At 48.0% G+C, this 18,914-nt stretch carries 19 protein-coding genes; 17 read left to right on the top strand and 2 right to left on the bottom strand.

Annotated features, from left to right (window positions below; genetic code table 11):
• The first annotated feature begins 11 nt into the window (after window positions 1-11).
• From glpX to HUG20_RS18285, 3 genes are all read left to right on the top strand, one after another.
• Window positions 12-980 carry a class II fructose-bisphosphatase gene (gene glpX, locus HUG20_RS18295; protein WP_200086256.1) on the top strand — a complete coding sequence of 323 codons (969 nt, stop codon included), beginning with the start codon at window positions 12-14 and terminating at the stop codon, window positions 978-980.
• A gap of 306 nt (window positions 981-1,286) precedes the next feature.
• Complete coding sequence (rho, locus tag HUG20_RS18290; RefSeq protein ID WP_200086254.1) at window positions 1,287-2,585, top strand: transcription termination factor Rho; 1,299 nt, start codon at window positions 1,287-1,289, stop codon at window positions 2,583-2,585.
• Between the two features lie 113 nt (window positions 2,586-2,698).
• The gene (locus HUG20_RS18285) at window positions 2,699-2,944 is read left to right on the top strand and encodes a type B 50S ribosomal protein L31 (protein ID WP_200086252.1); all 246 of its coding nucleotides are present in this window, start codon (window positions 2,699-2,701) and stop codon (window positions 2,942-2,944) included.
• A gap of 111 nt (window positions 2,945-3,055) precedes the next feature.
• Here the strand turns inward: HUG20_RS18285 and HUG20_RS18280 are convergent, their stop codons facing one another.
• Together HUG20_RS18280 and HUG20_RS18275 are read right to left on the bottom strand one after the other, a co-directional pair.
• On the bottom strand, window positions 3,056-3,262 hold the full coding sequence (locus tag HUG20_RS18280; RefSeq protein ID WP_200086245.1) for a hypothetical protein: 207 nt from the start codon (window positions 3,260-3,262) through the stop codon (window positions 3,056-3,058).
• Window positions 3,263-3,646: 384 nt separating this feature from the next.
• Window positions 3,647-4,987: an FAD-dependent oxidoreductase gene (locus tag HUG20_RS18275; protein ID WP_200086243.1), complete on the bottom strand. Its 1,341-nt coding sequence runs from the start codon at window positions 4,985-4,987 to the stop codon at window positions 3,647-3,649.
• A gap of 131 nt (window positions 4,988-5,118) precedes the next feature.
• Here HUG20_RS18275 and prfA point away from each other — a divergent pair, with 131 nt between their 5' ends.
• From prfA to HUG20_RS18205, 14 genes are all read left to right on the top strand, one after another.
• Window positions 5,119-6,189, top strand: a complete 1,071-nt coding sequence (gene prfA, locus HUG20_RS18270; RefSeq protein WP_200086241.1) for a peptide chain release factor 1 — start codon at window positions 5,119-5,121, stop codon at window positions 6,187-6,189.
• Window positions 6,176-7,060, top strand: coding sequence for a peptide chain release factor N(5)-glutamine methyltransferase (prmC, locus tag HUG20_RS18265; RefSeq protein ID WP_200086239.1), 885 nt, complete (start codon window positions 6,176-6,178; stop codon window positions 7,058-7,060). Before prfA ends, prmC begins: the two co-directional genes overlap by 14 nt.
• A gap of 99 nt (window positions 7,061-7,159) precedes the next feature.
• A complete protein-coding gene (locus HUG20_RS18260; protein ID WP_200086237.1) occupies window positions 7,160-7,750 on the top strand; it encodes a stage II sporulation protein R in 591 nt (196 codons plus the stop codon).
• Between the two features lie 102 nt (window positions 7,751-7,852).
• Window positions 7,853-8,896, top strand: coding sequence for an L-threonylcarbamoyladenylate synthase (locus tag HUG20_RS18255; RefSeq protein WP_246476471.1), 1,044 nt, complete (start codon window positions 7,853-7,855; stop codon window positions 8,894-8,896).
• Between the two features lie 580 nt (window positions 8,897-9,476).
• Window positions 9,477-10,634 carry an ArgE/DapE family deacylase gene (locus HUG20_RS18250; protein ID WP_200086227.1) on the top strand — a complete coding sequence of 386 codons (1,158 nt, stop codon included), beginning with the start codon at window positions 9,477-9,479 and terminating at the stop codon, window positions 10,632-10,634.
• Between the two features lie 310 nt (window positions 10,635-10,944).
• Window positions 10,945-11,493: a manganese efflux pump MntP gene (locus HUG20_RS18245; protein ID WP_200086225.1), complete on the top strand. Its 549-nt coding sequence runs from the start codon at window positions 10,945-10,947 to the stop codon at window positions 11,491-11,493.
• Between the two features lie 104 nt (window positions 11,494-11,597).
• Complete coding sequence (locus tag HUG20_RS18240; protein WP_200086223.1) at window positions 11,598-12,038, top strand: low molecular weight protein arginine phosphatase; 441 nt, start codon at window positions 11,598-11,600, stop codon at window positions 12,036-12,038.
• Window positions 12,039-12,041: 3 nt separating this feature from the next.
• The gene (gene rpiB / locus HUG20_RS18235) at window positions 12,042-12,479 is read left to right on the top strand and encodes a ribose 5-phosphate isomerase B (RefSeq protein WP_200086221.1); all 438 of its coding nucleotides are present in this window, start codon (window positions 12,042-12,044) and stop codon (window positions 12,477-12,479) included.
• A gap of 18 nt (window positions 12,480-12,497) precedes the next feature.
• Window positions 12,498-13,052 carry a TIGR01440 family protein gene (locus HUG20_RS18230; RefSeq protein ID WP_200086219.1) on the top strand — a complete coding sequence of 185 codons (555 nt, stop codon included), beginning with the start codon at window positions 12,498-12,500 and terminating at the stop codon, window positions 13,050-13,052.
• 310 nt (window positions 13,053-13,362) lie between these two features.
• A complete protein-coding gene (gene glyA / locus HUG20_RS18225) occupies window positions 13,363-14,598 on the top strand; it encodes a serine hydroxymethyltransferase (protein ID WP_200086217.1) in 1,236 nt (411 codons plus the stop codon).
• A gap of 117 nt (window positions 14,599-14,715) precedes the next feature.
• Window positions 14,716-15,345, top strand: coding sequence for a uracil phosphoribosyltransferase (upp, locus tag HUG20_RS18220; protein ID WP_200086216.1), 630 nt, complete (start codon window positions 14,716-14,718; stop codon window positions 15,343-15,345).
• Window positions 15,346-15,863: 518 nt separating this feature from the next.
• Window positions 15,864-18,077, top strand: coding sequence for a S8 family serine peptidase (locus HUG20_RS18215; protein ID WP_200086214.1), 2,214 nt, complete (start codon window positions 15,864-15,866; stop codon window positions 18,075-18,077).
• A 192-nt stretch (window positions 18,078-18,269) separates the two neighbouring features.
• The gene (locus tag HUG20_RS18210; protein ID WP_200086212.1) at window positions 18,270-18,500 is read left to right on the top strand and encodes an AtpZ/AtpI family protein; all 231 of its coding nucleotides are present in this window, start codon (window positions 18,270-18,272) and stop codon (window positions 18,498-18,500) included.
• Window positions 18,500-18,889, top strand: coding sequence for an ATP synthase subunit I (locus HUG20_RS18205; protein ID WP_200086210.1), 390 nt, complete (start codon window positions 18,500-18,502; stop codon window positions 18,887-18,889). Before HUG20_RS18210 ends, HUG20_RS18205 begins: the two co-directional genes overlap by 1 nt.
• The last annotated feature ends 25 nt before the right edge of the window (window positions 18,890-18,914 follow it).

Here is an 18,914-nt window from a genome sequence, read left to right as displayed (position 1 = left end):
GGGAAAAGCAGATGGAAAGAAGTTTAACGATGGAACTCGTGCGTGTAACCGAGGCGGCAGCTTTATCATCCGCCAGATGGATGGGAAGAGGACTCAAAGAGGAAGCGGATGATGCTGCAACAAGTGCCATGCGTGATGTATTCGATACGATTCCGATGAAGGGAAGAGTAGTAATTGGCGAAGGGGAAAAAGACGAAGCGCCGATGCTTTATATCGGGGAAAAACTAGGAACCGGTTCCGGCCCCCAGGTTGACGTTGCCGTTGATCCGGTGGAAGGAACAAATATTGTGGCAAACGGCCAATGGAACGCGTTGGCTGTCATCGCGATCGCTGATCACGGGAAATTGTTACATGCTCCCGATATGTACATGGATAAAATAGCCGTTGGTCCTGACGCGGTCGGTGTGATTGACTTGGATGCATCTGTTGCCGATAATCTTCAGGCGGTTGCGAAGGCGCGGGGAAAAGACGTCGATGATCTTGTCGTCAGCATCTTAAATCGAGAACGCCATCGGAATATTATTAATGACGTCCGAAAAGCAGGTGCCCGGATCAAGCTTATTCAAGATGGAGATGTGGCAGCCGCCATTAATACCGCCTTTGATGAAACGGGAGTGGACATGTTAATCGGTGCCGGCGGCGCGCCGGAAGGTGTGATTTCGGCTGTGGCTTTAAAATGCCTCGGCGGGGAAGTGCAAGGCCGCTTATTGCCGAAAGATGAGGCAGAAGCTGATCGTTGCCGAGGGATGGGCATTGAGGACCTTTCGAAAATTCTTTACATGGATGACCTTGTCGGTGGGGATGACTGTATTTTCGCTGCTACGGGTATCACGGACGGGGAACTGTTGAAAGGCGTCCACTACAAAAGCAAACGGGCGTCCACGCAATCGCTTGTCATGCGGGCAAAATCCGGAACCGTTCGTTTTGTGGATGGGAAACATAATGTCGAGAAAAAACCGGCTTTTGTGTTCAAAGCATGATGCATAGAACTTGGCGAAAGCCAAGTTTTTCTAAGCTTTGGCGAGAAACGTGATATAATATAAAAACAGAACATACGGTTTTGTCCCGGCCTCTGTTTTTGTCTTATGTTGTCGTAGTGGTTTTTTTAAGCGGCTTCATATGTTATTTTTAAGTTAACCATAGAGACAGTTATCACATCTATCCTTAATGAATGGACCCTGCCTCGCTTCCTTCACAGAGAGAATATTGTTGCTTTGCCTCTCCTTATATGTATTCCTAAATAGAAATTGTAGCCAACCAGTTGAATTTACGAAAGACGGTGATGAATGTTGAGTTTATCTATAGCGGAGCTTGAAGATAAGACGTTGCGGGATCTTTACAGGCTCGCGAAAGAATTTAGAATTTCTTATTATAGCAAATTGACGAAACAGGAATTGATTTTCGCGATTTTAAAAGGACAAGCGGAGCAGGATGGCCTTATGTTCATGGAAGGTGTCTTGGAAATTATACAAACGGAAGGGTATGGTTTCCTGCGGCCGATTAATTATTTGCCGAGTTCTCAAGATATTTACATTTCTGCATCGCAAATTCGTCGTTTTGATTTGCGCAATGGAGACCGTGTTTCCGGCAAAGTGCGCAAACCGAAAGATAACGAGCGCTATCATGGATTGTTGCAAGTGGAGGCAGTGAACGGGGATGAACCGGAGACAGCGAAAGAACGCCCCCATTTTCCGGCGCTTACGCCGTTATTTCCGAATGAACGCATGCGTTTGGAAACGAATCCCGGACGGCTTTCCGCCAGGATTATGGACATTATTACCCCGGTGGGCTTTGGGCAACGGGGGCTGATTGTAGCACCTCCGAAAGCAGGCAAGACGTCGCTATTGAAACAGGTGGCGAACAGCATTACGGAAAATCATCCCCATGCAGAATTAATAATGTTGCTCATTGATGAACGTCCGGAAGAAGTGACCGATATTGAACGTTCGGTAGATGGGGAAGTTGTTCATTCCACCTTTGATGAGGTGCCGGAAAATCACGTGAAGGTGACTGAACTTGTACTTGAACGGGCGATGCGTCTCGTGGAACAAAAAAAAGATGTCGTTATCTTAATGGACAGCATTACGCGGTTGGCACGGGCATATAACCTCGTGATACCGCCTAGTGGACGAACGTTATCCGGGGGTATTGACCCCGCTGCCTTCCATCGGCCGAAACGATTTTTCGGAGCGGCACGCAATATAGAAGAAGGGGGCAGCATGACCATCTTGGCAACGGCACTTGTCGATACGGGCTCACGCATGGACGATGTCATCTACGAAGAATTTAAAGGAACGGGCAATATGGAACTCCACTTGGACCGTCGTCTCGCGGAAAGGCGGATTTTCCCGTCCATCGATATCCGCCGTTCCAGCACTCGAAAAGAGGAACTGCTCGTTACGCAAAGCCAGCTTGAAAGTTTGTGGGCGATGCGCAAAACGATGAACGATTCGCCCGAATTCATCGATCATTTTATTCGCCGGATTAAAGATACGAAAACGAACGATGAATTTTTTGAGCGCATGGAGCAAGACAAAGCAAGAGCAAATACAAAATCGAAAGCCGGAAGTTATTCCTCCGGGTGAATCACCGATGGCCACAATTACACCCCTTGAAAAACGTAAACGGCCTTGGTATAATCACAACATGTGTGAAACGATCGCTTATATTTAAGCGTGTAAGAGGAGGGAACGCAATAATGAAAACGGACATTCATCCGCAGTATCAAAATGTTGTCTTTTTAGATACAAGCACCGGTTTCAAGTTTTTGGGCGGTTCGACGAGCACGTCATCAGAGACGATTGAATGGGAAGACGGCAATACGTACCCGCTGCTTAAGGTAGAAATCAGCTCTGACTCGCATCCTTTCTATACCGGAAAACAAAAGCTTGCGGACGCAGGTGGCCGGATCGACAAATTTAAAAAGAAATACAACTTGGATTAATAAAAAAGACTGCCCGGTTGTCATTAACGTGACAGCAAAGGCAGTCTTTTTTTGGTAGATAAGAATGTATAAATCAACTTTACATAGGGGTTGCTGAACAACTTGCAGCTATCAGCCGAAGCCGGGATGCCGCTTCCATGGCCTCGTTTTCCGCGGACGAACGGTCAAGCCTCCTCGCGCAAAACCGGCGCTGCGGGGTCTTGGCGCGTCCGTTTTTCCGCTGGAGTCTCGCCATTGCAGCACCGTCCCTCCGTACGTTGCCAGAAGTGCAAGGGTCTCCAGCTTTGACAACACCAACGGAAAATGCTTATGTGCCAATCTTTTTCCGTTATTCAGCAGTCCTTACATAAGTTGGGCGAAGGTTTTCGCCATAAAAAATTGGCGAAAAGCCAAGTTTTCTAATTCCATTAACCTCCATGATTGCACGCGCTTGTCTAGGGAAGAATAGGGACACACCTCTGAACAAGGGGGTATCGGAATGGTTAAAAAGCTCTGTTGCTTGCTTCTGTTGGCGAGTCTTGTTGCTTGTTCACCGGCAAATCCGCCGCAGGCAATCGATGTCGGAGATATCCAGCATCTTAGTGAATAGAGCTCATCCTGGACATCTTAGGGGATCAATGGGGAACGTTAAGCAACCTCTCTGCACATCGGTGTGCAGAGGGTTTTCTACTTAGGAGTGTGGATTGGAGAAGTCTCCATATCTCATTTTACTCGCCTGGCCGCTTGTTGCACTGGGTCCCATACGCCGTTATAGGGTGGGGCATAAGACAGATCAAGATCTTCAAATTCATCCATGCTCATCCGATGAAAAAGCGCTGTTGCCAAAACGTCAATACGTTTATCGACGCCTGATTCTCCGATGATTTGGGCGCCGAGGAGTAAATGGTTGTCAGTTCGGTACACAAGCTTAATATGGAGCGGCTTTTTATTCGTGAAATAACCGGCAATGTCGGTCCCTTTATAATAGACGGATTCGGCGCGGATCCCCAGTCCTTCTGCTTCTTTTTCCGAAATTCCTGTACGAGCCGCAGTCAAGCGAAGAAAACGAAAGATGGAAGTGCCGACAACTCCCTGAAAGGATTTTTCTGTTCCGCTCATATTTGTGCCGGCAATACGCCCTTGCTTGTTTGCATGTGTGCCTAAAGGCAGGAAGTCATGCTGTTCTTTAATGCGATGGTACTGTAGGGCACAATCCCCGGCTGCGTAAACATTCGCAAGGTTGGTTTTCATTTGTGCATTGACGTGAACGGCGCCTTTTTCATTTAGCTTGACTCCCGTTTCGTGTAAAAAGGATGTATTCGGCTTAATCCCTGTAGCGAAAACGACAAGATCGGTTGGGTATGCTTCATTACCTGCATATAAGGCACTGACACGTCCATTCGCATCCGCTTTCAGTTCCGTGATCGTTTTATTGAATACGATTTCGATTCCTTGCTCGCTCGCTTCCTCATGCAAAAGCCGGGCCATATCTCCGTCAAACATTTTCGCCAATTGGTCGTTGCGTTCCACGATGCGAACGGGAATATGCTGCGTAGCGAAAGCTTCCGCGAGCTCGAGTCCGACGTAACCGCCGCCAACGATAGTTACGTGACGGGGTTGATGAAGCTCAACTTGTAAGCGTTCAAGATCGGGAATGGTTTTAAGCGTGTGCACCCCTTCCAGGTTATTTCCCGGCAGAGGAGGGACGACAGCATCTGCACCGGTAGCGATTAACAGTTTGTCATAAGGGATGGTGAACGGCTGGTCACGTTCCAAATCTATGCCGTGTACGTGTTGTTTTTTTGGCTCGATGCTTTTGACTTCATGATAAATACGTGCGTCGATGCCGTATTTTTCACGAAATGTTTCCTTTGATCTTGCAATCAAGTCATCCGTTTGGGCGACCGAGCCTTCAATGACATAAGGCAATCCGCATTGTGCATAGGAGTAGATGCCGCCTCTTTCTAACGTCGTGACTTGAGGTGCATCAGGGTCACGGCGGACAATTTGCATGGCGGCGCTCATTCCCGCAGCATCGCCGCCGATGATCACGTATTGTTTCATAATATACCTCCAGTCTGCTGTATCATTCCCGCTCGCGCATGAAAAGAAACCCTTGGTAGCGGCAACCCTCATTTTGACGCTTACAGCCCCTTATATTATACTGAGTGAAGCAGTAGAATGAGGTGAATGTTGTGTTCGAAAAATTGCAATCGGTGGAAGATCGCTACTTCCAGCTCAACGAATGGCTGAGCGATCCTAATATTGTTAATGACCCCGACAAACTACGCGATTATTCAAAAGAACAATCGGACTTGGAAGAAACCGTACAAACGTATCGCAATTATAAACAGACGACAGAAGAGCTTGAAGAAGCGAAAACGATGTTAAACGAAAACATGGACGATGATATGCAAGAAATGGTGAACGATGAGGTTGTAGAATTAGGCCATAGAAAAGAAGAACTCGAAGAGCATTTGAAAGTCTTGCTTATTCCGAAAGATCCCAATGACGAAAAGAACGTCATTGTAGAGATTCGCGGAGCCGCCGGCGGGGATGAAGCTGCCTTATTTGCGGGGGACCTTTTTCGAATGTACAGCCGCTATGCGGAAAAGAACCGTTGGAAAACGGATGTGATTGAATCCCACGAAACGGATATGGGCGGATTTAAAGAAATTATTTTCACGATTAACGGACAAGATGCATTTTCGAAAATGAAGTATGAAAACGGCGCCCATCGCGTACAGCGAGTGCCTTCCACGGAATCCGGCGGCCGCATTCACACATCCACAGCGACGGTTGCCGTATTGCCGGAAGCGGAAGACGTGGAAGTGGAGATTCACGATAAGGATCTTCGTATCGACACCTTTGCTTCCAGCGGACCCGGTGGTCAGAGTGTCAATACGACTATGTCTGCGGTCCGCATTACGCACGACCCCACCGGGATCGTCGTTTCTTGTCAAGATGAAAAATCGCAAATAAAAAATCGCGACAAAGCGATGAAAGTGTTACGGGCGCGTATTTATGACAAATATCAAAAAGAAGCGGAAGATGAGTACGCGGAGAATCGTAAACAGGCAGTGGGGACCGGAGATCGTTCCGAACGAATCCGTACGTACAATTTTCCGCAAAGCCGTGTAACGGATCATCGGATCGGATTAACGTTGCAAAAGCTTGATCAAGTGATGGAAGGAAATCTGGAGGAGATTATCGAGCAGTTGATTGTGGAGGAACAAGCGGAGCTGATGGAGAATGCACAACAATAACGGACAGGGGAGACCTGCCTCGCCCCCGCGTGTATTGGAAGCCCTGCAGTGGGCTTCGTCTTTTTTTCAAAAAAAAGGATTGGAAACAAAAGCTGCAAAATATCTGATGCAAGACTTATTGCAATTGGAAAGTGTCGCTTACCATCTTCATTTAAGGGAATATCTAAGCGATGGACAGTGGGAACAGTATGAAGCATGGGTCGAGCGCCACGGAGAGGGCGAACCGGTACAATACATTACAGGCGGTGCCTATTTTTACGGGCGCCGGTTCAGCGTTAATCGGTCCGTATTGATTCCCCGCCAAGAAACAGAGGAAATGGTGGAGCTCGTGATCGCGAAGGCAAAGAAACGTTTTCAGCGGCCGGCGATTGCGGATATCGGCACGGGAAGTGGGGCGATCGCGATTACCCTTGCCCTGGAGTATCCGGATTCGACGGTATCGGCGTTAGATGTATCCTTTGAAGCGCTGGCCATTGCCAAGAGGAATGGAGAAGCGCTGGGCGCTTCCTCCGTGGCGTTTATGGAGGGAGACTTGCTGGCACCTTTACGGGAAGAAGAGCGGCAGATCGATGTGATCGTAGCCAATCCTCCTTACATCGCTACTCGTGAATGGCGAGGGCTCGCATCGCTCGTGCGCGACCATGAGCCCCGAAAGGCGCTGGATGGCGGGGGAGACGGGCTGTTTTTTTACCGAAAATTGGCAGAAGATATCCCTTATGTACTTGCTGCAGATGGATTGGCTTTTTTTGAAATCGGCGAGATGCAAGGTCCGGCAGTGGCGCTTCTTATGGAACAACAGTTGCCCGGCGTGGATGTAGATATTGTTCAAGATATCAATGGAAAAGATCGATTTGTTGTGATTGAAAGGTAGATGTGAAAGGGTAAAATCGCAAACTTTGTCGGACGATTAAGCGTTTAGCCCATCCCTCCCTTTGCCCAGACTTGCGGGTAGAGAGGATGGGATTATGCGATGAAGTCAGCTATTATTTATGTTTTTATCGGTTTATTTTTGGTTGTGGGGAATTGGGAAAGTCAGCAACAGCATTGGCAAGAAGAGGATCCGGTACCGGAGGATTCGATTCGGCTGCGGATTTTTTCCCATGATGATTCATTGCTTCAACAGGAAATCAAGCGAGAAGTGAGAGATGAAGTGGCCATTTATAGCGCCGAGCATATGGATGATGTGCCGACAAAAGAAGAAGCGCGAGAAGTATTTGACGCACATTTGGAAACCATTGAAAAAAAAGCGGAAGAAGTCGTCCATGCTTATGACGCTTCGATGCCTGTGGATGTGTCACTGGAAGAAGACGTGGAATTTCCTACTCGTGTGTATGGACCGCTCGTTTATCCGGCCGGCGATTATGAAGCGTTGGTCATTGATATCGGGGACGGCGAAGGGGAAAACTGGTGGTGCGTGCTTTTTCCGCCTCTTTGTTTATCAGATCTGGGCATTGGGGAAGAAGAGGAAGAGACGGGAGAAGAAAAGGATGAAAACGTCGAAGAGGAACCAGAATTTTCGTTCTTCATTGCTGAAGTTTGGGATGAATGGTTTGGAGCATAGAACATAGATGCGTGGATAAAAGACGTCTGGGTGTGGATAACCGAAATATAGACAAAAGTTCTGGTATAAATGGGGTTACACGGACATGGAGGAGAAAAAGCGTTGAGTTGTCAACAAACAGAACATTTTACTGTGGATAATTATGTTGATGAAAAAACCTGGCAGGAGTACGTGGAAAAGGCAGCGCACATCCTGCGTGCGGAGGAGCTTGTTGCTTTTCCGACAGAGACGGTCTACGGTTTGGGGGCGAACGGATTATCCACACGGGCTGTGCAAAAAATCTTTAAAGCCAAAGGGCGTCCGAGCGATAATCCGCTTATTTTACATATCGGTTCGTTGACGCAATTATATTCGCTAATACGTGCGCCTCTTTCTTTTCATGCTGAAAAACTGATCGAACATTTTTGGCCGGGCCCTCTGACGCTTATTTTTCCCGCGAGTGATCGTGTGCCGAGGGTGGTGACTGCAGGTCTCGACACGGTGGCTGTGCGTATGCCGGCGCATCGATTGGCTCGTGCGATAATTGCAAAAGCGGATGTACCTATAGCGGCGCCGAGTGCGAATCGTTCGGGAAAGCCGAGTCCGACTCGCGCGGAACATGTAAGAGAGGATCTGGATGGACGTGTGGCCGCGATTATTGATGGGGGAAGCACCGGATATGGCCTCGAGTCGACCGTCGTAGATGTAAGTGATGGGGAGAGGTCCCCGCGGATTTTACGTCCGGGTGGGGTTACGAAAGAAGAGATGGAAGAAGCACTGGGTGTATCAATGGCCGCCGAAGGTCGGGAGCGAAGAAAAAATAATGTGCGAGCGCCGGGAATGAAATACCGTCATTATTCTCCGGATACAAATGTTAAGCTTGTGGATGGCTCATGTGCGGACATGCAAGCGCGTATTGATGAGGCGAGAAATCGTGGCGAGAGAGTGGCGGCAGCGATCACGTCGGATCGAATGGGGAAAATTTCCGCAGACGAGGTTCTGATCTTAGGGGACGCGTCTGATCTACAAGGCATATCCACCCATTTATACGATCATTTGAGAGCTGTGGACAAAATGGATGTGAATGTGCTTTTTATGCAAACATTTGCGGAAACAGGGCTCGGCAAGGCGATTATGAACCGGTTGCATAAGGCCGCTCATTCATAAGTGGTTTGAGACGGAAGAGTCACCACGCTTAGGAAGCGTATAAATCGGGTGATAAGTGCAGAAGAGTTGAATTAAATGATCACACCGCTGCCGACCACGCGTAAGCCTGTCTTTGATAACCGAACGGCTTTCGCTTACTGGAGTTAGGTCGTCAAAAGCTTGCGTTGGCGACTTAACAGCTTTTGAAAGCTCGAATTATGGAACCAAAGCTATTGCAGTGGACTAGTTGACCATCGAAAATCGGCAGTAAAGTGCCAATAGGTCAGAACAAATCAAGTTTGGTTGGTATGATCAAGAGATTCAACCACCCTGCACTAGTGTTGAGTGGTTGAATTTCCTGAGTTCACCCCCTAAAGTGCAAGTCACGGCTCGTGACCTAGCGGCTTCCGCGTTCTTGCTTTAGGGCACCATTCCGATCGGTTCGTGACCTAACCTCACCTCACCCTTAATCTTGCGTTAGGGCACAATCAACACTTTTTTGAACCATAATTTATAGTTGGTGACATTTTATTTACGCCGTTCTGCACTAGTTCATTGCTTTGTTTCACGTGAAACATGCAGAAAAATTGGGAGGGATAGAATGGAGCAAGCAAAAGTAATCGATTGGCTGAAAGCTATTTTGCGAACGGGTACGGTCAATCCACCGGGGAATGAGGAACGGGTAGCTGAACAACTTGAGGCACTATTCTTTGATTATGGCATTCAAACCGAACGTGTCCCTTATTCTGATGGGCGTACGAATTTGATTGCCACGCTTAAAGGGGATGGGAGTACGGATAAAGTACTCGGATTGAGCGGCCATATGGATGTTGTTCCAACGGGCGATCGGCAATGGTCCAATGATCCATTCGCGGCGGATGAAGTGGATGGAAAGATTTATGCCCGTGGAGCGTGTGACATGAAAAGCGGCCTTATGGCGTGTGTCATGGCAATGATCCAATTAAAAGAAGCGGGCGTAAAACTAGCGGGAGATGTGAAGCTATTGGCAACCGTAGGAGAGGAAGTCGGTGCCGTCGGAGCAAAGCAGCTCGTTGAGGAAGGGTATGCCGATGATCTCGATGCTTTGATCATTGCCGAGCCGACGAAATCGGAGATCGTTGTCACCCATAAGGGTGCGCTCTGGGTAGCGATTACTTGTTATGGAAAGACGGCACATGGTTCTCGGCCGCACCACGGGGTAAACGCATTGATGCATATGAATGAAATCATGAATGCGCTTCTCAGTGAACGTTTTCAGATGAAGCACCGCCGTGATCCACTTCTTGGTGAACCTACCTTTAGCATGAATGTCATTTTCGCGGGGGCAAACACAAACGTTGTTCCCGATTCCTGTACGTTAAAGATAGATATTCGTTCAGTCCCTTCCCAGGATCATAAAGAGATCGTTGCAGACATAAGAAGCGTCATTGACGAGGTTCAAGAAAACCTCCCGGAGTTATCCGCGGATATCCATGTGGAAAATGATTTGCCTCCAATGCAAACGACGCCCGATCATGCTTTTGTTGATTTTTTATTGGATGTTTACGAATCGGAAACAGGCGAACGAAAAACACCGCGGGGAATGAGTGGCTATACCGATGGTTCTCAATTCATGAAAAATAAAAAAGATTTTCCGATTGTGATTTGGAGCGGTATTCAAGGAAACACCGCCCATCAACCGAATGAGTACGTGACCATTGCAGATTACTTGCGGACGATTGATTTGTTCAAGGTTGTTACACATGAATACTTAAGTTGATTGATGCTCGTTGCTGTTGTGCATAATGAAAACGAGGATAGCGCCGACCGTTCGGGGTGTCGTGAATGTGCCTTGGAGTTCGAAATCGAAGAACCGAAGCATTTTCAGTCGTCATGAACATGCTATGGAACCATCAATCGCTGAAAGATCGTTTTTTTCCAACCAGTCGAACGCTACTTTTTCTTTCGGCGGCGTTTTTAGGCCTCCCACCGATTTCCGGACCTTCACTGTTCATCCCCAATTTTTTGCCTCTCCGATTTCTATTCGCCCCCTTGTCCGCATAAGTTGGTAAGAGTCAGGGGGTCCGGCGATGGCCGAATCGATCAGTATGTTATTATTGGCAATTGTATTAGGGATGGATGCGTTTTCGATAGCCATGGCACTCGGTTTTCAAGCCTTTCGTATTCATGCTGTTAAAACTGGCATTACGGTAGGTTTGTTTCACGTGCTCATGCCACTTGCCGGCATTGGAATTGGTCATTGGATGGCAAATGTCTACAGCCTCGATGTTGTTTATTTTATCGCAGGGATTATTCTTGTGTGGATTGGGCTGCAAATGATGATTTCAAGCTATAAAAGTAAAGAAAAGCCAATTTTAAAATTGCATGGCACAGGCTTATTTTTATTTGCCTTTATCGTTAGTCTGGACAGTTTTTCCATCGGCATCTCACTTGGGATCTTTGGTGCTGAAACATTTGCGGTCATTTTCGCGTTTGGTTTATCGAGTGCCGTCTTAACATGGACAGGACTGATCCTTGCAAGATTGACGCGCCTTCATGTTGGCAATTGGGGTGAATTATTCGGTGGCATGATCCTTTTATTATATGGGTTAAACACGATTCGTCCCCTATTCATGTGAGCCGCGGCATGAGCAACCCATCTATGTTAAAATGACAATAGAGAGAAGCTTCCACTAGAGGGGCGCTTATCCCCGGGATAAAGCAAAGATCGAGGAGGAATAGCATGGCCGTAAAGCGGGTCTTGCTCGTTTGTACGGGCAATACTTGCCGCAGTCCGATGGCTGAGGCGCTGTTAACCGTGAAAGAGACAGGCTTAGAAGTGAAATCGGCCGGAATGCAGGCATTGGCAGGTAGCTCGGCCGCTCCCCCCGCGCGTATCGTTGTCCGTGAACATGGAGCCACATTGGATGAGCACCATGCCGAGCGATTAACAAGATCGTTGTTGGAATGGGCGGATCTAGTATGGACAATGACACAGGCACAAGCTTTGCAGATAAAACAACAATATCCTGAACATGAAAATAAAATTACGACGTTGGCAAGCGCCGGCGGCTTTCATGAAGATATAACGGATCCGGTTGGCGGTGACCTTGATGCGTATCGACGGACCGCCGGGCAAATCAATCAAATGCTGGAACGTATAGAATGGGGAAGGGAGCTGTAAAGGATGAAAATGATTATTGGCTCAGATCATGCCGGCTGGTCGCTGAAAAAAGAGATCATACCGTTGCTCGAAGATTTAGGAATTGAATATAAAGATGTTGGCACGAATGGCGCAGAAAGTGTGGATTATCCGGATTTCGCAAGACCTGTGGCTGAGCAGGTAGCAGCCGGAAATTACGACTCGGGAATCCTCATCTGCGGCACGGGAATTGGAATGTCGATGACAGCGAACAAAGTTCCCGGTATCCGTTGTGCGCTCGTAAACGACGTATTCAGTGCAGAAATGTCTAGGCTTCATAATCAAGCAAATGTACTCGCGATGGGGGAGAGAGTCATTGGTCCCGGCCTGGCAAAAGCAATTGTGGAGAAATGGGTTTCAACTGAATTTGAAGGTGGTCGTCACGCAAACAGAGTGGAAAAAGTGATGGAGACGGAAAAATAACGCCGAGGGGGTGAACGTATGGGCATTGAAGCGCTCGGAAATGTTTTGGAAAAACTTCTGCACGAATTGAATGCCCAAGCACAATTGTCCCCGAAATCCTTGCTCGTCGTTGGTGCGAGTACGAGTGAGATCGCAGGCGAACGAATCGGCAGCTCGGGTTCGGAAGAAATCGCAGCAGATGTTTTTAACGCCATTGAACGCTTTCGTAAACACAACGGGTGCACCGTTGCTTATCAAGGGTGTGAACACATTAACCGCTCCCTTGTCGTCCCGCGTGATTATGCAGAAAACCATGATTTAGAGATTGTGTCGGTCGTTCCCTGCCGGAGAGCAGGCGGATCGCTCGCAACGTATGCATATGCTCAGGAAGATGACAAGGTTGTTGTGGAAGCTGTACGTGCCGATGCAGGCGTCGACATCGGCGCGACATTGATCGGCATGCATTTAAAGCATGTTGCCGTTCCGGTTCGCGGCAGTGAAGCTTTTATTGGCCAAGCTCCCGTGACGATGGCGCGCTCACGTCCGAAATACATCGGCGGCCCGCGAGCAAGTTATCCTGATGCAGGTATGTAGAATTCGAATAGAAAACTTATCTGCCCACAAGGTCTTTTCCGTGTTAAAATAAAGTGAAACTTCCATCAAAGGGTGGGTTATGCCCCCCTCTGATTTTAAGGAACGCTGGCTAAGATCGCCACTTTCTGTGGCAACGCCGAAGCTAGCACTTTCCTCCCGGACGTCGGCATTCGGAGAACGGACTTCAGAGGCCATATGGACTTCCATCGGAATTCCGGCTTCCGACGTCCGACCTCTGGAATAGCGGGCGCTTATCACCTGATGAAAAACATACATCATTTTACAGTTTGAAAGGGGCAGACATAGAATTATGAAGAATATTCAGCAACAAGATCCGGAAATTTTCGCCGCCATTGAAGATGAACAATCTCGGCAAAAAAATAAAATCGAATTGATTGCTTCCGAAAATTTTACAAGCGAAGCAGTCATGGAAGCCCAAGGTTCGGTTTTGACGAATAAATACGCGGAGGGTTATCCGGGGCGCCGTTATTATGGCGGCTGTGAATATGTGGACGTGGCGGAGAATTTGGCACGGGACCGGGCAAAAGAGCTTTTCGGTGCTGAACATGTCAATGTCCAACCTCATTCCGGTGCCCAGGCGAACATGGCCGTTTATTCTGCCATTTTGGAACACGGGGACAAAGTGCTTGGCATGAATTTATCCCATGGCGGACATCTTACACATGGGAGTCCGGTTAACTTTAGCGGCATTCAATACAATTTTATCGACTACGGCGTGAATGAAGACGATCAGCGCATCAATTATGATAAAGTATTGGAGACGGCCCGTGAACATTCGCCAAAATTAATCGTCGCCGGCGCTTCTGCATATCCTCGGGAAATTGACTTTAAGAAATTCCGGGAAATCGCAGACGATGTAGGTGCGTATCTCATGGTTGATATGGCACATATTGCAGGTTTGGTCGCTGCAGGTAAGCATCAGAGCCCTGTTCCTCACGCCCAATTCGTTACAACGACAACTCATAAAACATTGCGTGGCCCTCGGGGCGGCTTAATTCTTTGTGAGGAAACATTTGCGAAGAAAATCGACAAGATGGTATTTCCGGGAATGCAGGGCGGTCCGCTCATGCATGTGATTGCTGCCAAAGCAGTTTCTTTTAAAGAAGCGCTAGAGCCTTCTTTTGCCACGTATGCAGATCAAATTATAAAAAATGCCAAACGTCTAGGCGTTGCCTTGCAAAACGAAGGCATCAACCTTGTTTCCGGCGGTACCGATAATCACCTGTTGCTCTTGGACTTGCAAAGCTTGAATCTGACCGGAAAAGTAGCTGAAAAAGCATTGGATGATGTAGGTTTGACCGCGAATAAGAACGGGGTACCTTTCGATCCTGAAAGCCCGTTTGTCACGAGCGGCATTCGACTCGGCACAGCAGCGGTCACGACACGTGGCTTTCAAGAAGAGGATATGGATGAAATCGGCGCGTTGTTTGGCTTAGTGTTAAAAAATATGGATGATGACGCGAAGCAAAAAGAAGCGCGTGATCGCGTGAGCGCCTTGACGAATAAGTATCCATTGTATGCATAAGTGTACAGTTGAGCGACCTGTCCATCAAAATGGCAGGTCGCTACTTGATGCTGTTTCTTTTTTTCTGTACAATTTCTAAGGATATAAGATGCGGATACGTAAAGGAGAGTGAATCGCTTGGGAAAAATTTATGTTTTTGACCATCCCCTTATCCAACATAAACTCACATATATCCGAGATATATCTACCGGGACGAAGCAGTTTCGCGAATTGGTGGATGAGGTCGGTTCTTTAATGGCTTTTGAGATTACAAGGGATTTATCCCTCGAAGAAGTGACCGTTAATACACCGGTCGGGCCTTCCACATCGAAAGTGATCGCAGGCAAAAAACTGGGAGTTATCCCGATCTTGCGGGCAGGATTGGGTATGATGGACGGAATACTTAAATTAATGCCGAACGTAAGGGTGGGCCATGTAGGACTTTACCGTGATCCGAAGACGTTTGTGCCTCACGAATATTATATTAAACTTCCGAAAGACATTGAAGAACGCAACCTCATTGTTATTGACCCTATGCTTGCCACCGGGGGTTCTGCCGTGGCAGCGATCGATGCCTTGAAGCAACGAGGTGCACAAAACATGAAGCTGATGTGCTTGATCGCAGCTCCCGAAGGGGTCGGAGAAGTTCAAAAAGCGCATCCGGACGTTGATATTTATCTTGCCGCATTGGATGAAAAGTTAGATGAAAAAGGCTACATCGTTCCAGGGTTAGGGGATGCAGGTGATCGCCTCTTCGGAACAAAATAAGAAAGCTGAAGCTCGCCGCCATGAAAAGTGGCGGTTTTTTGGTGTGCGCGTGTCGGTCATGGCGACCGAACTCGAGCGAAGCAGGGGGTAACGGTCGCCATGAAGCGGCCATGGAGCCCGAACTAAACTGGAATGCCTCTTTTCAGTCGTCATGAAGCGGTCATGGTGCCCGAATTAGAACAAAGCCGGGCATTACGGTCACTATGAAGCGGTCATGGCGACCGAACTCGAGCGAAGTTGGGTATTTCGGTCGCCATGAAGCGGCCATGGCACCCGAACTAGAGCGAAGCGGGGCATTACGGTCGCCATGAGCAGCCCATGGTGACCGAGCTCGAACGAAGCCGAGCACTTCGGTCGTCATAAACCCCTCTCCATTCCATCTGCATGAATTTTGCAAGGAACGAACAAACTATGAGGGTCCGGCATTCTTTAGCAGTTAGAGGCAGCGGATGGCGAAGATGGATCTCCCACCTCCCACCTCCCACTTCTCACCTCTAACCCACACTAGGAGGGCTCACATGGAATTTCGTTGGCGTTTATTATTTATTCTGGCTTTCGCTGGCCTGGCTCTAAGCGTAGGCAGTGATGTTCAGGGCCAAGGAGAAGCGAAAACTGTGATCGTACACGTCGACGATGATCTGGAAATCGTCCAAGAAGAAATTCAAGATCGTACCGATTACGAGCCGGACTACATATTTTCATCTGCTTTTCTTGGCATGGCTTACACCCTTCCCGAGACAAGTGTCGATCAATTGGAAAACGTCCCGGGTGTAAGTCGTGTCGACGAAAGTGTTCAATATGATCATGCCTTAAGGGAAAGTGTGCCCTTTATCGGCGCTGAAGATATACGCACACAGCTTGACGACTTAGGCATTCAGCTTAGCGGTCACGGGATAAAGGTCGGCGTCATCGACACGGGCATTGATTACAATCATCCGGATTTACAAAAAAATTACGTGGACGGTTATGATGTGATCGATGACGATCATGATCCGATGGAAACGAAAGTGAAGAGCAAAGCGATTACTTTTCACGGGACACATGTTGCGGGGATTATCGCTGCGAATGGAAGTGTCCGGGGAGTGGCTCCTGACGCGGACCTCTATGCATACCGAGCATTGGGTCCTGAAGGCCAAGGGTCGACGGAACATATTCTTGAAGCGATTGATCGCGCGGTAGTTGATGGTGTAGACGTTTTGAATCTCTCATTAGGGAATCCTGTAAACGGGCCCGATTGGCCGACGAGCAAAGCTTTGGATGAAGCGGCGGAAGCCGGGGTAATCACGGTTACTTCAAGCGGCAACAGCGGTCCTGACATGTGGAGCGTAGGGTCACCCGGAACATCGGAAAAATCAATTTCCGTCGGCGCTTCAACCCCACCGTTAAAAGTCCCGCAGTTAACGGTACCCGAAATTAATGAAGAAGACCGTGAGCTGGACTTGCAACCGATACAGGGGGCTTCACCATGGAATATGAAAAGAAGGTTAAACATCGTTGACGGCGGTCTTGGCTTACCGGAAGACTTGACAGACATACGTGGCCGCGCCGTATTGATCGAACGCGGAGGGATTCCGATCCAAGCCAAAATAGAAAATGCGAGCGATGCCGGGGCTGATGCGATTTTGCTTATGAATAATATACCGGGGCCGCTGATGGCCGGGATGGAAGAGGAGATGGACATCACAGCCGCGGCTATTGATAATAAAGCAGGCAATCAATTAAAAAAAGCGATAAACGACAATGAAAATAAGGAAGTCGTCATTGAAACCAATTATGTAGAAGAAACCGATCATATGGCTATGTTCAGTTCCCGCGGACCGGTGACACAAACGTGGGATATTAAACCCGATGTTGTCGCGCCCGGTGTAGATATTGATAGTACGGTTCCGGAAGGGTACCAAGGATTAAACGGCACGAGCATGGCAGCGCCACACATTGCAGGGGCTGCGGCACTGATAAAACAAGCGCATCCGGATTGGGGGGCGGAACAGGTGAAAGCGACGCTGATGAACACGGCCATTTCTCTCTCTACCGATGAAGGGGAAATTTATCCACCGTTTGTCCAAGGCGCAGGACGTGTGGACATTGGAGCCGCGATTGAAAATGATACGCTTGTTTACCCCGGAACCCTGTCTTTTGGCGTATGGGAAGCGGGTGAATCAGATCAGCGTTTGGAAAGGGACATTACCATTGAGAATCAGAGCGCGCACCAACGGACGTATTCTTTCGATGTTCCAACTTCTTTAGGGACCGGTTTAAATTGGAAAATGCCGATGCCGATCACATTGGATCCGGGAGAAAAACAAACGGCAACCGTTAAAGTTGAAATCCAACCGGATATCATCGACTTTAAGCGCATTGATGGTGAAATCAACGTCAGTGGTGGGAAACAAGACGTCTCCCTCCCATTTCTTCTCTTTAGTGATGAACCGGATTATCCGCGGCTCAGCGGATTTCAATTTGCCAAAGTGCCTGACCGCGATTATTGGATGTATGAAGTTTTCTTGCCCGGTGGGGCTGAAGAACTGGAAATCACTCTTTATGAGCCGGATACGTTCGCATACGTCGGAACCCTTGACCGTCAAAAAAATCTTCCCGAAGGACCATTTGAAAAAGAATTCCACGCTGATGAGCTTGATTTAGACCCGGGAATCTACCATGTCATCGTTTATGCGAAATATAAAGATCGTGAGGACACGTTGGAAACGAAAATGGCAGTTGTCGAAGAATAGCAGCTCCTAGGGGGCAATTGCAATTGTCATCGTTTTGACACATTGAAACATACCAGAATCCTTGCTGCTTCCCGCTTCTAACGAATTTGAGCCGTTGACAGGAGGTAGTCCCTATTGTACGATTACAAAGGATAATCTGATTGGCGATTCACTTAAGTTTTGATGGAAAAGACGGTCGAAGGGAGAGACTTCATGCCCAAAGGTAACGGGAAACGTAATCCTTTGCGTAGTTCAGTGCTCGTATCCGCCATTTTGTCGTCCATTGTCGGATCGGTGGTGGGCGGGGTTTTGCTCGGGTATTGGCTCGACAGTAACTTCGATACATCACCTGTCTTTGTCATCATAGGCATGTTACTGGGGATATCGGCCGGTTTCTATGGAGTGGTACGTGCGGTCAAGCCCTTTTTGGGAGACGATGATTAATGCCATTTCTCCAACATAGGATGAAGCTTTACTGCTTGGTTACGATGGTTGCCGCTTTTATAAGTATTCTCGTTTTCTTCCTGACATCGTACCATTCTCTTTCGTTAGGTTTTTTGCTCGGTGTTGTTTCCTGCTTGCTGAGCTTTGCTTCTATTTTTATTAAAGCATTTGTTTTTGATAAAGTTGCCGAAAGGGAATCGCCCGGTGTGTTTTCATACTTGGTTACAGTATCCGGACTTGTCATTCGATACGGTTTGGTCGCAATCGCGGTTGCCCTTGCAATTGTCTTTTCCGAAACATTTCACCTAGCAGCCGTATTAGCAGGATACGCGGGTCTTTATCTCTACATTATGGTGGATATGTTCTTACAATTACAAAAAGAGAGGTGAACAAAGTGCATGAGGATTTAACCTT

The sequence above is a fragment of the Salicibibacter cibi genome, from assembly GCF_016495865.1.
GTDB lineage: Bacteria > Bacillota > Bacilli > Bacillales > Marinococcaceae > Salicibibacter > Salicibibacter cibi.
The sequence above is the reverse complement of the archived record's forward strand: the minus strand, read 5'-3'. Positions and strand labels throughout refer to the sequence as shown.